Genomic DNA, 17,166 nt, shown 5'->3' on the forward strand with positions numbered 1-17,166 from the left:
TCTAAAATAACCGTTTTAAATTTATACAAATGGGGAATGTATAACTAGTATTGATTTAAATAGCAAGGAGATCTTTTAAATGGGTAATAATCATTCGATAAAACAGGCAGTACTTGACAAAAAAAGAGCTAATCTTGAAAAAGGAAAAACATCTAAACTTTCTTGGTGGCAGCTTTCTTTGATTGGAATTGGTTCGATCATAGGGGCAGGTTTCTTTTTAGGTACTGGTTTATCGATCCAAATAGCAGGTCCAGCAATATTGTTAAATTACATAATTGGTGGAATCACCGCCTTTTTTGTATTTAGTGCACTTGCGGAAATGACAGTAGCAGATCCTGAGCCAGGCTCTTTTAGAACGTATACGAAAAAAGCATTTGGCAACTCGATGGGATTTGTATCTGGTTGGATGTATTGGTTATCTGGTGTATTTATAATCTCTAGTGAAGCTGTAGCACTTGGAACCTTTGCTAAATTTTGGTTCCCGAATGCTCCTCTTTTGATTTTTACAGTTTTCTTTGTCATTATTGCATTTGCTATTAATCTTTTAGGAGTCAAAAATTTCGGGAAAATAGAATCGATTTTCGCCATTATAAAATTATCTACTTTAGTTATCTTTATTTTATTTGGGATATTATTAATTGCCCAAATTATTACCCCAGAAACTAATTCAGTAAAAGGATTAAACAGCATTCACCCATTTTTAGCAACCGGAATGAAAGGAATGTGGTCGGCTTTAATATTTGTATTCTTTTCTTTTGGAGGCATAGAAATAATTGGAATCGCTTCATCTGAATTGAAAAATAGAGAAGAATTTCCAAAAGCGGGAATCGGAATGCTTATTGCACTAGTTGCTGTGTATATTTCATCTATTTTCTTTGTGTTAATGATGGTACCTTGGTCAAAAATTAACGCATCAAAAAGTCCTTTCGTTTCAGCTTTATCCGTTTTTCATTTTCCTTATATCGATTCCTTTTTCAACTTAATTATTATTAGTGCTGCTTTATCAACGATGGTGGGATCTCTTTTCTCAGTTACTAACATTATGGTTTCTTTAGCGGAGGATGGTGAGGCACCTAGAAGAATAGCTAACAGGGACAAGCGAGGAACTGCTTTAAAAGCATTATTTCTAACGGGGTTTGCAGTAGCTATTTCTTTAATATTATCTTTTATTCTACCGGGAAAAATATATGAATATATAACAACTGCAGCAGGCGTTATGATGATTTTGAATTGGACAACAATCTTATCATCACAAATTAAACTAAGAAAAGAAAGAAATCATAATGATCATTTTAAAATGTTCGGTTATCCTTTCACTTCTTATTTAGGCATTCTATTAATACTAGTGGGGGTCTCAGGTGGATTAGTTCACGCAACTCAAAGAATGGGAGTCTTTATTAGTTTAGGTTTAATTCTCATTATCTTCTTAAGCTACTTTTTTATTTTCAAAAATAGAAAAAAGTCATATCAAGATTAAAGAAAAAGCTGAATCGAAAAAATGATTCAGCTTTTTCTTTTGACGATTTTAACACCTTACATGTTTACGTTTAAATCCTAATAATCCTTTATCTAAATCTTTTTGAATTTTTTCAGAGCAATGTAAAATGGTGCTTTTTTTCTTGTCCTTTTTCATTTCGACTGGTCCAATAGCTTTTGCAGTTTCCACCGCTTTTTCATGTTGAGGTAAATATGAAATGGCTACTGTGTAAACAAAATTATTCATTGCAGATTTTGTTCGTTCAGGAGATTCATGGATTGTATCTTTCACCTTGTCAAGCAGATTTGAAATCTTGAGTGCGTCAAATTCAGTATCCGATCGATTCCCTAAAAGCCAACAGTAGCAGCTCCAACCAGCTGACATTTTCAGTTCATCTCCGCTTGCAATCCATTTATCGGCTACCTCTTGCGCAATATCTCCTTCAGCTAAAGTAACAGCAACTACATAGTCTGAAAGCATATAAAAATAAGCTCCATCAATCCAGCTTTCAAAGTCTTCTTCAGTCATTTTCAAAGGCTCTGCAATGATCCCCGCAAAATACATCGCATCGTAATTACCTGTAGCATATAATTGATTCGCTAATTGCTGATCCATTTTAATTTTCTTAGCGATCGGCTTCATTGCCCCTGTTGCCACCCCAAATAGTGGCTCATGTGCACCATTACTTATGTATGTCTTTTTGGTCCGTTCCTTACCAAGTGCTTCTAACTCCTGCATAACCGTTTCCAATTCCATCGTTTTACACTTCCTTTCTTTACATTCCCTCAACATTTTTTCCTTTTATCCATAATACTTTAGCACAATAGTTAAATATCAAGTTTTTGTTGTTTTATAATGATACAAATTTATATTCTTTGAGTAAGTTATTTAACTTCTTTACTTGTTCCTTGGAATAAATACCAACTAAACAATCTTGTCCTCTTAAATCTAGAATATAAACTCTCTTATTCGAATTTTTTATTTCTAATAAATCATTAAACTTAACAATAATTTTCTCATCAATCCAGTCATCATTTACTTCTAACTTCCAACAATAATCTTCTTCATCTAAAGTAAAAGAAATTGATGCCTCTTGATTTTCAATATCTACATAATCTTTAATATTTTTAAGATCTAGGTAATTTTTTGATAAGTCTTTAATTCTTTCTGCAATTCGAACATAATCTCCTGTGTCCTCAATACATTCCGTATCCAAATACCATATTTCATTTGAGCAGTTATTATAATTTTCGTTTAGCTCCAATTCACTACCTAATGCAATTAATAATAGTAGATAAGGTTCATTCTCAAATTCCTCTTCACTATACTCAGCAAGTATTAATTCTTCATTTAAATTTGAATTTAATTCTATACCAATCTTTTGCAGTTCACATAATTGTTCACTGAAGCTTACCTTCTTTTTAGATTTAAAGAAACGAAACATTCAATCACCAACTTAAAGTTTAATTAATAAGTTTGCTTTTTAAACCACTACAATATTATATCATTTCTGCTACTATTAAATATTCAACCAACTCTTCCTTATAACATAAAAAAATAAGTTGCCATGACAACTTATTTACTAAACATTATTTAATCATTACAACTCTATGTAATTTATTATATTTTTTATTGATTTGGCATTCTCAATACCAACACTTCGATATCAGTTAAATCCATTAATTTTTATGATTGCACCACTTTTTGTGAACCAAAGTAATGAACTATATTCAACTGTTTCATCTATTGGACTTCTGAATGATAACTGGACATCATATTTAGCTAAATCAACAATTGGTTTTTCTATTTTTTTACTAAATAAAAATATTTCTTCTAATTGATTTAATTTTTCTTGTTTTTCTACTTTTACTGGATCAAATTTGATTACATTTTTCCCGAAATTTGTGTAGTTATAACCAATTAATATTTCATTTTTTGTTTTGGTATACTTCATTTTTTCAAAATAAAATCCACCTAAGCATAAAGCTAGGATTGCTACGCATATCAAAAATATATATGGCTTTCTCAATTATAGCCCCTCCGTAAAAAATCCGATTGCGACAAATATATAACCATATTTTACCATTTTTATGTAGAGTTTAGTATAAAATAAATGTTTTAGATTCATATTTTATTTCACATTCTTTACTAGTTGTTGTTTCATTTAGTAAATAACATTCGGAGAGTTAATGGTAGCTTCGTGTCTACTCCAATATCTCAACAAATACTAAAGTAAGTAGTAAAGTAAAAACTCAATAAAAAGTTTGTGAGTTTCATTTTTGAATAAAATATTCGATACTTTTTCCATTCTGATCTAAATAGGCTACATTATAGAGATCAGCAATTGGAGTACTAGTTCCAATTTTTTTAATGAAGTAAAAAAAATGATGCTTGAGGTACTAAAAATTCATTACTATTATTTGCCTGAATATCACTTTCACATGTATATAAAAAAATTATTTTGGAATAAATTTTCCAATCTCATTTGACAAAATGGATGTATCCCACGGATGCCAATAGTAGTTAATACCGTCAAATTCGATATTATACTTATAGGCGATTGGTTCGTCTGTATACAATATAATTTCATATTGAGTAGGGTTTTTATTAGCATTATTTGGTTGAAAATTTGAATCTTCCTTACTATTCTTTAAGATATCTAGAAAGTTAACTATTTTTTCTTTGTCTTTAATCTCATATATCTTTTTCGCGCTAGTTGAATAAGATTGGTATATTTCAATCAAATCTACTTTTTCGATTGGTACATCTTTAAAATACCACTTATAATCAGTTGTTCCTTTTGCATAATAGATTCTATATCCATTTATTGCAGTTTTATCTTTTAAGGCAATTAATTCAGGATTATCCTTGATTGAAAAAATTCCCGTTCCTTTCTCATGGAATGCTGCATCTCCATCTTTTATTTTATAACTGGGATTTGTAACATGATCTGCTACCCTGAATTTTACTTCCCCTACTTTTTCATCAATAAAATCTTCATTAGCTAAAATTCCTGATTGTATGCCATAGTACTCAACCCCATTCCATCTAACAAAGTCTACCCAATCTATAATTGATTGGCTTTCTGAAGGGGTGAAACGACAAGCGACAAGTAGTAAAGGTAATATGATAAACGATAGCTTGAACAGACTAATTCTTTTCATTAAAACCTCCTAAAAATGTCTATTTTAAATAGTATTCAATTTCTTTAATGAAATGCACTTCATAGATTCTGCTATACATCATGTTTATGCCTTGAACTCAATTATTCTTCACTCCTATTATTATTAATTTCTATTAATAGATGAAAGAGAATATAAAGTGAAACGGCGATTAGATTAAAAAGTGGTTAAAAGAAAGGAAAGAAATAGCTCGACTACACATCTATGTAAAAGGAACTAGAAAACTAAATCTATTAAAAGATTAAATAATATCCTAAATGCCACACTCCTCTTAATTTCCCTAAGTGCAATCATATGAAAACAGCCCCTAATTTTCCGTGACAAACGCACATTTTTCATAAAAGCTTGCATTTGAAAGCACTTACATTTTACTTGCACATAAAATATATTGAATGGAGGGATGAATGAATGGAAAGAATTTTTTTAATGTTAGCTAGTATTATTGCTGGTTTTGCTTTAATCAAAATGCCTTTAGCAGGCACATTCTTATCAAGTGTAGAGCCATTAACAGATTTAATTGGTATTTTAGCTATTTTAATTTTCTCCCTTTTCCTAATATACAAAGGGTTTATGAATCTTATCGGTAAGTAGGAAGTATATTAGGTTTAGAAATATACTAACGATACAAATTATTAAATAAACCTGTATCAGATTACTAGTTAATCTTAGATACAGGTTATTTTTTTTGATGCCAAACATAAATACTTCTACATTTTTGCTTTTTTAGTGTTCTTGCCTTTAACCCTCTTTAACGTTGCTACGATTAGAAAGCTTACAATTACTAATAAGAGCCATGAACTTACTTTACCTAGATGTACTAAACTCCATGCAACCGATTGATTAGGATATTGCCAAGCACCAAAAAACGTTGCAATATTTTCGGCTATCCATATAAAAAATCCGATTAACACGAAAGATAGTGCGATTGGCATACGGTACCTAGTCCCATTAACTTTATAAGTAACCCAAGATTTCCAAAAAACAATTATGACAAGCCCTGATAACCACCAACGAACATCCATCCAAAAATGGTGAGTAAAGAAATTCAAATAAATGGCTGCTGTAAGTGAAGCAACTACAAAAAATGGTGGCCAATTAATTAGTTCAACATTCAACCTTCTCCATGCTTGACATAAATAACTGGCAACACTTGCGTACATAAAGCCACTATATAGTGGCACTCCAAATAGTTTGGAGTATCCTTCCCCAGGATAAGCCCAAGAGCCCATATGTACCTTAAAAAGTTCAAGTGCAAGTCCGATTAGGTGAAACAGTGTGATGACCTTTAATTCATCCAATGTTTCAAGCTTAGTACGCACCATTAACCACTGCATCAAAATACAGATTAATAGTAACCAATCATATCTTGGCAGAAATGGAAGTGGCACAATTTTAGTAAAAGCTAAAGAGGCAAAAATCACAACAGGAAAAATACATGATAAAGCTTGCTCCCAACCAAATCGAACAAGTTGTTTAACCGCTCTTATCAAATGTGACTCAGCCTTTTGAAGTATTAAATTCACAATTAGCTCTCCTTCATAAATTGATATCAATCTCAACGATCTATTTGTTGTCTCCATCATTTTGATACTCTAAAATATCTCCTGGTTGACACTCTAAAGCCTTACAAATTGCTTCTAAAGTTGCAAAACGAATCGCTTTTGCCTTACCGTTTTTCAATATAGAAAGATTCGCCATCGTAATCCCAACCTTTTCCGAAAGCTCGGTTACACTCATTTTCCTTTTTGCCAACATCACGTCAATATTGATAATAATTGCCATGTTCTTCACCTCAGACCGTTAAATCATTTTCTGATTTTATATCAATCGCTTCTTTCAAAAGCCTTTCGAGAACGGCTGCAAAGACTGCAATTACCATTGAAGCAAAAATCAAGACCATGCCAATAACGATAATTCCTGGAGCGTCATCCATATCAGCAATTAAATAAAAAAGTGGCAACCCTAGTACATACAAAACACTGATTGCGATTGCACTAAATTTTATTTTCTTTAATGCGTTAACCGATAATTCCGAGAAAGCTTTGTTTTTATCAATGTAGCTTAAAAGTTTAAAAGCTTGATAAAGAGCAAAATAGAAAGGAATCGCTGCAGCATATAGATCGATAAAAATGAAATATTTCATTAAAGCAATATTTGGATATAGCTCAGAAGCAAATTCTGCAATCTTTGGAACTACAAATATACACAATGCAAGAACTGGGAGCCCAATAAGAATCACTACTATTTTTAAAAAGAGAGTTGACCCTCGTTTCATAAAAGCACCTCACTAAATTATTTTCAATTTGAATTTACCATACATTTTATCGTTTTACAATAAATTATTATTGTTTTTTATTATATTATTATTGTTATAAAAATATCTTTATATTTTTTAAATAGTAAAAAAACAATCGTCACCTATAAAAATTCTCTTATGACTCCTAAATCATCCAATCCCTCACCCCCTCGGAAAGATAAAGTTTTATTAAAGTTAGAGTTGAATTAACTTAAAAGATTATTTATACTGTTAGTAACATATTACTGTTAATAACAGTATACTGTTATTAACAGTTTTAAATAATACGTTGTGAGGAAATTATACGAATTTAGGAGGTTTACTATTTATGAAACATACAGGCCGACATACTGGGGCATTTCTTTTATTGTTTTTAACAGAGGGAGATCGTTATGGAGGGAAACTTTTGCAAAAGTGTCAGGAAGAACTACCAATCAATCCAATTGACAGTTCCATATTATATCGAACTCTAAAGCAATTAGAGACTGAAGGTGCTGTTAAGTCTTATTTAGGTACATCAGAACAAGATAAACCAATCAAGATGTACAAAATTACTGAAGTTGGAAAAGAAAAATTAGAAGAATTTCAAATAGACATTGAAGAAAAGCTTAAAAATTTAACCTTTTTCATAAACAAATACAATGAATGGAAAGAAGGAGAAAAGTTATGATTAATGCATCGATCCTATACAGTTTAGCAATAATCCTGACGACTATTTCTTTTATAAAAGATCGAAAAAAAACGAAAGAAGCTCTATTAAAATCTTGGAAAATGTTTTGTAATATTTTGCCTGAAGTTTTAACTATTATGTTATTTGTAGGACTATCCTTATCTTTATTAACGCCTACAATGGTTTCATCAATTATTGGGGAACACTCTGGAGTGAAAGGAATTATACTATCTACATTAATTGGATCTGTTGGACTTATTCCTAGTTTCATTGTTTTTCCTCTTGGAGAAACATTAGTCCAAAATGGTGCTGGATTACCACAAGTAGCAGTTTTCATGTCAACTTTAATGTCAGTAGGAATTATTACATTACCGATGGAACAAAAATTATTTGGAAGAAGTTTTGCATATGCACGTAATGCAAGTGGACTTTTAATGTCTCTTTTATTTGCATATATTATTTGGTTGGTCATGGTATGAGTCAATTAAAAAAATATCGTTTCTTTTTTATTTTATTAGTAGCGTTCTTCGTTCTAACATTCATAAACCACTCACTTGGAATGAAAGCATTTCATTTAACTGGAAATAGTATTTTAAATATGTTATTTCTCCTCCCACCTGTTTTAATTTTTGTTGGCTTACTTGATAAATGGGTTGAGAAAGAAACTCTTATAAAATATATGGGAGATAAATCTGGTATTTACGGTGTTTTGTTTGCACTATTACTAGGAGGTATTGCAGCTGGTCCTCTATACCTAGCTTTTCCGATTGCGGTACTCTTATTGAAAAAAGGAGCAAGTATTCGCTATGTTGTTTTCTTTTTAGGAGTTTGGACAACGGCTAAAATACCTGTCGTTATCTATGAAATTACTTCATTTGGTATTAAATTTACACTTATTCATTTATGTTTTGGCTTAGTCTTTTACTATTTAATGGGCATCATTTTTGAGAAGTTTTATAGTCATAAGCAATTGTTAAATTATGAAGATCACCCAGATATTTCTATATAACTATGAATAAATGAAAACAGCTTTATTTAAATAAATCTTAGTGAAAAAAGAGTACAAAATGAGGAGCGAATTAATCCTTTTCTTGAACTACTCACCACTTAACACCCTTACGGGTTGTTTGAAGTGGGAGATTCCTAAGTACAGTAGCCTATAGGCTTCTAATTGATTAGGCTATCCCCATAGTCCCTATGGTTAGAAGTCTTATCGCTTCATCTTTAAGATTTTGTCCTGCGTTAATATCCCTGTCGTGTTGTGTGCCACAGGAAGGGCAATCCCACTCACGAAGGTTTTTAGTCTTAACGTCTTTGTTTTTGTATCCGCAACACGAACAAAGTTGAGAACTAGCGAAGGTTTTCGATACAGCAATTACTTGCTTGTCATACCATTTCGCTTTGTACTCCAGCATGGTTCGAAATTTTGCCCAAGATACTTCACTAATGTCCTTAGCTAGTGTTTTATTCTTTAGCATATTCGATACTTGCAAATCTTCAATACCAATGATATCGTGTTTTTTGACAATTTCAGTAGAGATTTTTTGCAAGTAGTCTGTTCGTACGTTGGTGATTTTTTCGTGGATGCGAGCTACTTTACGTTTTTGTTTTTGAAAGTTTTTCGCTTCATCCAATTTACATTTTCGTTTCAAGGCTAACTGCTGTCGCCTGGACAGAACGCGCTGTGCATCAAGTAACTTTTTTTCTAATGTTTGAAGCCATTTTGGATTTTTGTATTTTGTTCCGTCTGAAAGAATAGCAAAGGTTTTTGTTCCAAGATCAAGACCAACAGAAGAGCCTGTTTTTTCTAAGGGTTGTACTTCTACTTCTGCAAGAACGGATACATAATATTTACCACTAGGATTACGTCTAACGGTTGCATTCAAAATACGTCCTTCTATTTCACGACTTTTGGCGAAACGAACAAGACCAAGTTTTGGTAACTTGATTTTATTGCCTACAATGGCAATATTTCCGTTTGTTTCTTTTGTCGTGTAGGATTGTACTCTATTCTTTTTAGACTTAAAGCGTGGTGCTTTGTTTTGCTTCTTGAAGAATCGTGCATACAAATCAGCAAGGTTTTTTAATGAAGATTGAAGGGCAATGCTATCCACTTCTTTTAGCCATACTAATTCTTTTTTAAGTTGGGGTAATTCAGCAGAACACGTATTGTAGGTTAATCCTTTGCCTGTTTCTTCGTATGTGTCATTCCATTGCGCTAAAAAGCGATTGAATACAAAACGACCACATCCGATTGTTTTATTGATAAGAACCACTTGTTCCTTATTCGGATAAATACGGAATTTGTAAGCCTTGTTGACTAACACTGTTTTTCACCTCACTTTACAAGAACAATTGTTCCTATTGTATCATGGAGAGGAAAGTTTTGACTATCGCCAACCGACATTCATCTCCCCCTTAACGTTAGCTTTGCCCTTCACACGATTGAAGAGGGAGTCTTCTGTCGGAAAATAATAAAAAAATATGAAGAACTGTAAACATAAGAAGACTAGCCCGTATGCTAGTCTTCTTATGTTTACAGCTATCTCTATTTTTTGTATCCATTGCAGTCATATGAAATGTACAATTATATTACCTATTAAACTTGTCGTAACATCTCCCAACGTAGTCTATCTTAAAACTTTCTCTTCAATTTTTTGTAAAATCTATATGAGTGCCTAGTAAAATCTAGGAATTTTAACGGGATTTTTATAGGTACTTTATACAAAGTTTTTTTATATAGTTTGTAGTAAGCTTTGACTAAATCTTCCCACTTTTCATCCTTTCCTTTTTTGTAAAAGTCAGATATATCTACAACGTATCCCCTACCATCTTTCATCATCACATTTTTCCCGTGAACGTCGTATGGATTTAAGCCACGACTTATCGCATACTTAAGTGCAATATTTACATCTTTAATTACACTCTCAGGAATTCGATTACCATTTGCAAGTGCGTTGTATAACGTAATTCCTTCTAATCTTTTTAATACTAGATATGTTTCACCGTATTGGATCAATTTCGAATAAGCTGGATGCTCTCCTAATTTTTTATAGACTTGAACTTCTTTTTCTAAACCATCTAGATCTTTTCCATAAACTTTAACAACCACTTTTGGTTCAGAATGATGTATAAAAACAGCAGCATAATTACCTGATCCAATGCATTTCCAACCTTCTGGAATATTCTTAACTACTATTGGGTCATTTGGACGTTCACTCTTGAGGTTTACATACGGAATTAATTCATTTTCAATTAGAACTTTAAATTCAGATTGATTTGTTAAAATAGACATTCATTTACCCCTTTATATCCGTTTACTACTTTTTCTATTTCCTAAATCTATTAGACTATTATAATTTATCAATCACTTTCATAATGGATAGATTTTATTTCTTTAATAACTGATCTACCTTGTTTTTATCTTTTAATTTAGTGTGGATTAGTTCCTCTAGTTCCTTTTCATTCGTATAAGAACTTAAATCTTTTCCATACCATTCATCCAGTTGTTGTCTTGTCACAGTATATGTTTGATCAGCAAACTCAAAAACAATCCAATCTACATTTTTGATCAATGCAAATAAGTAAGTAGCATTATTTATTACAATATTTTTAGTATTAGCTGGTAAATTCTTATAATCAATTGTTATACCATAAGGCTTCTTTTTTGTTTGGAGTGACATTTTGGTGAATTCATTATGATTCGGTAATCGTTTTATAATATTTCCTACGGCACTGTTATTACCGACATAAGAATTTTTATAATGAAAAATATCCTTATTTGTGTTTTTGCTTAAGGAACAGCTGGTTAGACTGATCAATAATATTATTAGTATGAAATAACCTAAAATTTTTCTCATATTTCCCCCTTTGCTCTATTTAATTGTGTACGAATTCAATTTGAGAAAACAATTAAACTTCTTAACAAGCGTGCAAATTGTGAAATAGGAGCTGATTAATCAGCTCCTATAAATTTTATAAATTAAATTTCATTTTACATATGAAGACCTTGTTCATGTTCTTTATTTCCTCCGCGCGACCAAATCACGACTGGGATAAGGATTAGGGATAAGATTCCTCCAGCTAATGATAATGTTGCATAACTTGAATTCGCAACAATCATTCCAGACAATGCGCCACCTGACGCCCCTGCTAGTGCGACAAATACATCCACAGTTCCTTGGGTCTTGGCGCGTGTAGTAGAATCAGTTGAATCAACGATTTGAGCAGTTCCACTGATTAGTCCAAAATTCCATCCTAATCCTAGTAAAGAAAGAGCAACTACTAGGAGAATCATCGAATCACTTGGTGCTGATGCGGCTATTACTCCTGCTAGTAATAAAGTGGCTCCAGATGCAATCGACATAGCTGTTCTCCCTATTTTATCTACAAGAATACCTGTAATGAGTGAAGGAAGATACATTGAGCCAATATGGAACGCAATCACTACACCTACTTCGTTTAGTCCATGCCCGTGATGTTTCATGTGAACAGGTGTCATTGTCATAATAGCAACCATTACTATTTGCGTTAGTACCATTGTCGTTGCTCCTACAGCAATACCCCTCTTTGCTTTTATACTTTCAATTTGTGTAGAATGAGCCACATCCACTTTATGTGTATTATTTGACTCGATTATTTTTGCTAAAATCAACGGGTCTGGATTAAGCATTATGAAAAGAAAAAGGCCGGCTAAAATAAAAGCAGTTGCGGATAAAATGAATGGACCTGCAAGTGCTGGGACGCCAATGGAGACTGCAAATTTCCCCATAGGGCCTACTAGATTAGGACCTGCAACAGCACCAAATGTTGTGGAAACCATTGCGATACTAATCGCTTTTGCACGTTGTTTATTATTTGCTAAATCAGTTCCCGCATATCTAGCTTGCAAATTGGTTGCTGTTCCTGCACCGTAAATCAAGAGTGATGCAAATAAAAGGATAATACTGTTTGTCATTGCCGCAATTACTACTCCAATTGCTCCAAGTCCACCTGTAAAAAACCCTGCAGCAAGCCCGATTCGTCGACCGGATCTTTGAGAAAGCCTACCAACAATTAATGCCGCTCCTGCTGAACCAAGTGTAAAAAGGGATGCCGGAAGACCAGTAAAAGCATCTGTCCCTAGCATTTGTTGAGCTAATAGTGCACCGACAGTAACTCCTGCTGCTAATCCAGCTCCACCAAAAATTTGCGAAATGCTAACCATCAATAGTGTCCGATTATATAGCATTTTTTGTTTTTCCTCTGAATTCACATAATCCATTGCAAAATTATGCGCTCGATTATTCATTTTTACACCTTCTTTTAGTTGTGCGATTTGCAAAAAATAATTGCAATCATATCTTTGAATGTAAGCGTTTAATTTATATCTCTTTTATTTTAACAAATATTAATTTATATCAAACTATTATTTTTATTTTCTTTCGTAAAATAAAACAAATGCATCGAGCCTTTTGACTTGATGCATTTGTTCTTTTATAGAATTTAAAATTAACAAAATTACGCTTTTTTAACAAACTCAGATTTCAACTTCATGGCACCAAAACCTTCAATTTTACAATCGATATCGTGATCACCTTCAACTAATCGAATACTTTTCACTTTTGTACCAATTTTAACGACAAGTGATGTGCCCTTTACTTTTAAATCTTTTATTACTGTAACTGAATCCCCATCATTTAAAATATTTCCGTTAGCATCTTTTACTACTTTTGTTTCGTAATTTGTATGTTCTGTTTCCGTTGTCCATTCATAACCACATTCCGGACAAATTAAAAGATTTCCATCTTCATATGTATATGCTGAATTACACTTAGGACAATTAGGTAGATTTTCCATTGTTTTTCCTCCGCTCATTACTAAATCTATGCTGTTTACCCACTTCTATATAGTCGCATACTCCTAACCTTAATACAATATTAGATAATTATTATCGAATTTTAACGATAGTGTTAAGGTTAATTTAAGAATTAACCTGTAAGATATAAGTATAGATCGAACCTTCTTCATTATGAAAGTAAGTCCCCAATTATTTTCATATATAAAATAGCTCATGACTAGAGGTCATGAGCTATTTTGTTTTAAATTTCTAATAGATTTTTTTCAATTAAAGAATTAACTGCTGAGCAAATTGCGATTTTCACATGAGCATAAGTTAAACCACCTTGAACATACGCAACATATGGAGCTCTTATTGGACCATCTGCCGTTAATTCAATACTTGCACCTTGGATAAATGTCCCCGCTGCCATAATTACATCGTCTTCGTATCCAGGCATGTAGTTTGCTGTTGGCGTAAAATGAGCATTGATTGGTGAAGCCGCTTGAATTGCCTGACAAAATGCGATCATTTTTTCTTTATCATCAAATTGAACAGATTGTATTAAATCGGTTCTTACTGCATCCCATGAAGGGTTTGTGTTCATTCCAAGCTTTTCTAAGAACGCTGCAGTAAATAATGCACCTTTTAATGCTTGACCAGTAATATGTGGCGCCATAAAAAATCCATGATACATATCTTGTAACGCATAAAGAGAAGCACCAGCTTCACGTCCAATACCTGGAGATGTTAAACGATAGCCACATTTTTCAACTAAATCTTTACGTCCTACAATATAACCACCTGTTTTGGCAAGTCCACCACCAGGATTTTTAATTAATGAACCTGCCATTAAATCTGCTCCTACATGGCATGGCTCAAGTTTTTCAACAAACTCACCATAGCAATTATCTACAAAAACAATGACATTTGGATCAATCTCTTTTACAAAATCAATCATCTCTTTAATTTGTTCAATTGTATATGAAGGTCTTGTTCCGTATCCTTTTGAACGCTGAATACCGATTACTTTTGTATTACTTGTCATTTTATTTGCTACTTTTTCATAATTGATTCGTTCGTCATTTACTAATTCGATTGATTCATATCCAATCCCAAAGTCTTTTAATGAGCCATTTCCACTTTCCCCACGTATCCCTACGATTTCTTCTAATGTATCGTACGGCTTCCCTGTAATATATAAAAGCTCATCTCCTGGTCTTAGTACGCCAAATAAAGCAGTTGAAATTGCATGGGTTCCAGAAATGATTTGCGGTCTTACTAAACCAGCTTCTCCACCTAAAACATCTGCAAAAATTTCCTCTAATGTATCTCTTCCGATATCATCATAACCATAACCAGTTGTTGGGATAAAATGACTATCACTCACTTTATGCTTTCGAAAGCTTTGTAAAACTTTGAATTGGTTATACTCAATCACTTCGTCAATTTCTTTATGGGCTTCTGAAATTAATATTTCAACATCTGCCACTAATGGTGCAATTTTTTCCCCGTTTGATAAAAATTCTAGCATTGATTATTGCTCCTTATGTATTCTATATCTTCTAACTGTATCATAAATTGAATGTTCCTTGAAAACGTAACCAGTAATTTGATAGATTTCTGCTTCTTCATTAAAGTTGATTGATTCAATCATCGTTAATTTTTTGATTTCATGAATCAATTTGCCCTCGTATGCTGGTACAAATGCCTCAAAATATTCCATATACTGCTTACATTCAAATTCAATTCTTTGACGTAATTTACTTAAATCATCTTCATTTAAAGCACTCATTTCAATAAAACCTTCAGATGGTGACGGTACAAAGTCCTCATGAACTTGATCTATTTTATTATAGACAGTTAAAATTGGAATATTTTCAACATCTAAATCATTCAATAATTTAGAAACTGTTACTTCATGGTTTTTATAATTTTCATGAGATGCATCGACAACATGAAGAATGAAATCTGCTTCCGTTGCTTCTTCGAGTGTTGAACGGAATGCAGCAATAAGTGAAGTTGGTAAATCTTGAATAAAACCAACCGTATCTGTTAGTAAAGTTGTCATACCATTTGATAAAACAAATTTTCTTGTTGTAGGATCTAATGTCGCAAACAGTAAATCTTGTTCATACACATCAGATTTAGTTAGTCGGTTAAATAACGTTGATTTTCCTGCATTTGTATAACCTACTAACGAAATATGAAACATTTCATTTTTCTTACGTCGCTCACGATAACGTTTACGATGTTCAACGACTATGTTTAATTGCTGTTTAATATCATCAATACGTTTTCGAATATGACGACGATCAGATTCTAGTTTTGTTTCTCCAGGCCCTCTTGTACCAATACCTCCACCAAGTCTTGATAACTCTGTGCCTTGACCAACTAATCTTGGCATCAAATATTGTAATTGAGCCAATTCAACCTGTAATTTACCTTCTTTTGTTTTCGCTCGCTGTGCAAATATGTCTAATATTAATTGTGTACGGTCAATTACTCTTTTTTCTAATCTTGCAGATAAATTACGAATTTGAGATGGAGTCAGTTCATTATTAAAAATAACAACATCAGGTTCTAACTCTGCAATTGCGGCCTCTAACTCTTCTACTTTACCTGTCCCTATGTATAATGCTGGATGATATTTAGTTCTTTTTTGTGAAGTTATTAAAACCACTTCTCCATTTGCCGTTTTCGTAAGTGATGCTAATTCATCCAATGAATAATTAAAACGATCATCATCTACATTTTGAAGCTGACATCCAACTAAAATGGCTTTTTCTCTCATTTCATTCGACACAAAATTCCACCTTTTCTTTAACCAATTCTAAGCAATAAATATTCTTTACTCTTAACTGTCTCTTTATTATAATGATATCTGGACTATTTTTCATCTTTTTATTGGAGGGCAGGGGAATTGCTTTTTGGAAACATGGGATTTATTTAGCATTATTGGTACTATTTCCTTTGCATTAAGTGGTGCAGTAGTTGCGATGGAAGAAGACTACGATTTATTTGGTGTCTATATTCTGGGCTTTGCTACAGCCTTTGGTGGCGGTGCATTACGTAATCTATTAATAGGTTATCCAATTAACTATTTATGGAATCAAACAACAAATTTTACAATTGCTTTAGTTGCGATGACAATTATCTTTTTCTTTCCGCAATTATCAAATAAACCATTTAAAAAATTAGATATTTTATTCGATTCAATCGGTTTATCCGCTTTTGCAATTCTCGGTGCAAATTATGCCATGGAATTAAAATTACCTGTTAGCGCTGTTATTGTAGCATCTGTCTTAACTGGAATCGGTGGCGGAATCGTACGAGATCTACTTGCAAAAAGAAAACCAATGGTATTACATTCAGAAGTTTATGCTTTTTGGGCAATACTTGTAGGCGTTTTAATTGGAAATAAATTTGTTGATACAAAATTTGAACTTTTATTCCTATTCATTGTTATTGTTCTACTTAGACTATTATCGGTACATTATAATTGGAGTCTACCAAAAAGATCATTTAAAGGCTCTACAGTTAGTTTAGACGAATCAAACACTCAAAAATTAAATTAAATTAAATAAATAAGTCCAATAAAAACAAACCTTTTAAAATGAAGGTTTGTTTTCACGCTGTTGAAAAAAGACTTCGTCAAGTAAATGCCACGAATTTTTCGTGGCATTTTTTGTTTTAGTTGTCCATTTAGTCTGTTTTTTGGTA

The 17,166-nt window shown here is 32.5% G+C and carries 20 protein-coding genes; 6 read left to right on the forward strand and 14 right to left on the reverse strand.

The window, feature by feature from the left end:
* Nucleotides 1-79 precede the first annotated feature (79 nt).
* Nucleotides 80-1,477: an amino acid permease gene (locus ACFVRR_RS18955; protein WP_387331695.1), complete on the forward strand. Its 1,398-nt coding sequence runs from the start codon at nucleotides 80-82 to the stop codon at nucleotides 1,475-1,477.
* Nucleotides 1,478-1,525: 48 nt separating this feature from the next.
* Here ACFVRR_RS18955 and ACFVRR_RS18960 read toward each other — a convergent pair whose 3' ends face one another.
* The 4 genes from ACFVRR_RS18960 to ACFVRR_RS18975 all read right to left on the reverse strand — a co-directional run bounded on the left by ACFVRR_RS18960 (nucleotide 1,526) and on the right by ACFVRR_RS18975 (nucleotide 4,641).
* Nucleotides 1,526-2,233: a DNA alkylation repair protein gene (locus tag ACFVRR_RS18960; protein ID WP_387331700.1), complete on the reverse strand. Its 708-nt coding sequence runs from the start codon at nucleotides 2,231-2,233 to the stop codon at nucleotides 1,526-1,528.
* 94 nt (nucleotides 2,234-2,327) lie between these two features.
* Nucleotides 2,328-2,921 (reverse strand): hypothetical protein, encoded by a 594-nt coding sequence (locus tag ACFVRR_RS18965; RefSeq protein ID WP_387331702.1) that lies wholly within the window; start codon nucleotides 2,919-2,921, stop codon nucleotides 2,328-2,330.
* A gap of 222 nt (nucleotides 2,922-3,143) precedes the next feature.
* A complete protein-coding gene (locus tag ACFVRR_RS18970) occupies nucleotides 3,144-3,506 on the reverse strand; it encodes a hypothetical protein (protein WP_387331704.1) in 363 nt (120 codons plus the stop codon).
* Nucleotides 3,507-3,933: 427 nt separating this feature from the next.
* Nucleotides 3,934-4,641, reverse strand: coding sequence for a hypothetical protein (locus tag ACFVRR_RS18975; RefSeq protein WP_387331706.1), 708 nt, complete (start codon nucleotides 4,639-4,641; stop codon nucleotides 3,934-3,936).
* 426 nt (nucleotides 4,642-5,067) lie between these two features.
* On the opposite strand from ACFVRR_RS18975, the gene ACFVRR_RS18980 reads away from it, so the two are divergent.
* Nucleotides 5,068-5,250, forward strand: coding sequence for a hypothetical protein (locus ACFVRR_RS18980; RefSeq protein WP_069034392.1), 183 nt, complete (start codon nucleotides 5,068-5,070; stop codon nucleotides 5,248-5,250).
* Nucleotides 5,251-5,366: 116 nt separating this feature from the next.
* Here the strand turns inward: ACFVRR_RS18980 and ACFVRR_RS18985 are convergent, their stop codons facing one another.
* The 3 genes from ACFVRR_RS18985 to ACFVRR_RS18995 form a co-directional block, all read right to left on the reverse strand.
* A complete protein-coding gene (locus ACFVRR_RS18985; RefSeq protein ID WP_387331744.1) occupies nucleotides 5,367-6,146 on the reverse strand; it encodes a DUF817 domain-containing protein in 780 nt (259 codons plus the stop codon).
* A 76-nt stretch (nucleotides 6,147-6,222) separates the two neighbouring features.
* Complete coding sequence (locus tag ACFVRR_RS18990) at nucleotides 6,223-6,441, reverse strand: helix-turn-helix domain-containing protein (RefSeq protein ID WP_387331709.1); 219 nt, start codon at nucleotides 6,439-6,441, stop codon at nucleotides 6,223-6,225.
* A gap of 10 nt (nucleotides 6,442-6,451) precedes the next feature.
* Nucleotides 6,452-6,934, reverse strand: coding sequence for a DUF2975 domain-containing protein (locus ACFVRR_RS18995; RefSeq protein WP_387331711.1), 483 nt, complete (start codon nucleotides 6,932-6,934; stop codon nucleotides 6,452-6,454).
* 349 nt (nucleotides 6,935-7,283) lie between these two features.
* On the opposite strand from ACFVRR_RS18995, the gene ACFVRR_RS19000 reads away from it, so the two are divergent.
* The 3 genes from ACFVRR_RS19000 to ACFVRR_RS19010 are packed head-to-tail and all read left to right on the forward strand — an operon-like array spanning nucleotide 7,284 to nucleotide 8,634.
* Complete coding sequence (locus ACFVRR_RS19000; protein WP_387331713.1) at nucleotides 7,284-7,625, forward strand: PadR family transcriptional regulator; 342 nt, start codon at nucleotides 7,284-7,286, stop codon at nucleotides 7,623-7,625.
* Nucleotides 7,622-8,104: a hypothetical protein gene (locus ACFVRR_RS19005; protein ID WP_387331714.1), complete on the forward strand. Its 483-nt coding sequence runs from the start codon at nucleotides 7,622-7,624 to the stop codon at nucleotides 8,102-8,104. The genes ACFVRR_RS19000 and ACFVRR_RS19005 overlap by 4 nt, the downstream gene beginning before the upstream one ends.
* Entirely contained in the window at nucleotides 8,101-8,634 is a 534-nt protein-coding gene (locus ACFVRR_RS19010) for a permease (protein WP_387331716.1), read from the forward strand. Before ACFVRR_RS19005 ends, ACFVRR_RS19010 begins: the two co-directional genes overlap by 4 nt.
* Before the next feature lie 166 nt (nucleotides 8,635-8,800).
* Here the strand turns inward: ACFVRR_RS19010 and tnpB are convergent, their stop codons facing one another.
* From tnpB to hflX, 7 genes are all read right to left on the reverse strand, one after another.
* Entirely contained in the window at nucleotides 8,801-9,952 is a 1,152-nt protein-coding gene (gene tnpB / locus ACFVRR_RS19015) for an IS200/IS605 family element RNA-guided endonuclease TnpB (RefSeq protein WP_387331718.1), read from the reverse strand.
* Between the two features lie 308 nt (nucleotides 9,953-10,260).
* Nucleotides 10,261-10,920, reverse strand: coding sequence for a serine/threonine-protein kinase (locus ACFVRR_RS19020; protein ID WP_387331720.1), 660 nt, complete (start codon nucleotides 10,918-10,920; stop codon nucleotides 10,261-10,263).
* 94 nt (nucleotides 10,921-11,014) lie between these two features.
* Nucleotides 11,015-11,485, reverse strand: coding sequence for a DUF4825 domain-containing protein (locus tag ACFVRR_RS19025; RefSeq protein ID WP_387331722.1), 471 nt, complete (start codon nucleotides 11,483-11,485; stop codon nucleotides 11,015-11,017).
* A 134-nt stretch (nucleotides 11,486-11,619) separates the two neighbouring features.
* The gene (locus ACFVRR_RS19030) at nucleotides 11,620-12,915 is read right to left on the reverse strand and encodes an MFS transporter (RefSeq protein WP_387331724.1); all 1,296 of its coding nucleotides are present in this window, start codon (nucleotides 12,913-12,915) and stop codon (nucleotides 11,620-11,622) included.
* A gap of 209 nt (nucleotides 12,916-13,124) precedes the next feature.
* Nucleotides 13,125-13,463, reverse strand: a complete 339-nt coding sequence (locus ACFVRR_RS19035) for a zinc ribbon domain-containing protein YjdM (protein ID WP_387331725.1) — start codon at nucleotides 13,461-13,463, stop codon at nucleotides 13,125-13,127.
* Between the two features lie 242 nt (nucleotides 13,464-13,705).
* Nucleotides 13,706-14,977: a methionine gamma-lyase family protein gene (locus ACFVRR_RS19040; protein ID WP_387331727.1), complete on the reverse strand. Its 1,272-nt coding sequence runs from the start codon at nucleotides 14,975-14,977 to the stop codon at nucleotides 13,706-13,708.
* A 3-nt stretch (nucleotides 14,978-14,980) separates the two neighbouring features.
* Complete coding sequence (hflX, locus tag ACFVRR_RS19045; RefSeq protein WP_387331746.1) at nucleotides 14,981-16,237, reverse strand: GTPase HflX; 1,257 nt, start codon at nucleotides 16,235-16,237, stop codon at nucleotides 14,981-14,983.
* Between the two features lie 136 nt (nucleotides 16,238-16,373).
* Here hflX and ACFVRR_RS19050 point away from each other — a divergent pair, with 136 nt between their 5' ends.
* Nucleotides 16,374-17,021: a trimeric intracellular cation channel family protein gene (locus tag ACFVRR_RS19050; protein ID WP_286133654.1), complete on the forward strand. Its 648-nt coding sequence runs from the start codon at nucleotides 16,374-16,376 to the stop codon at nucleotides 17,019-17,021.
* Nucleotides 17,022-17,166: the final 145 nt, after the last annotated feature.

Origin of the sequence: Gottfriedia sp. NPDC057948 (assembly GCF_042887255.1) — a bacterium.
GTDB lineage: Bacteria > Bacillota > Bacilli > Bacillales > Bacillaceae_G > Gottfriedia.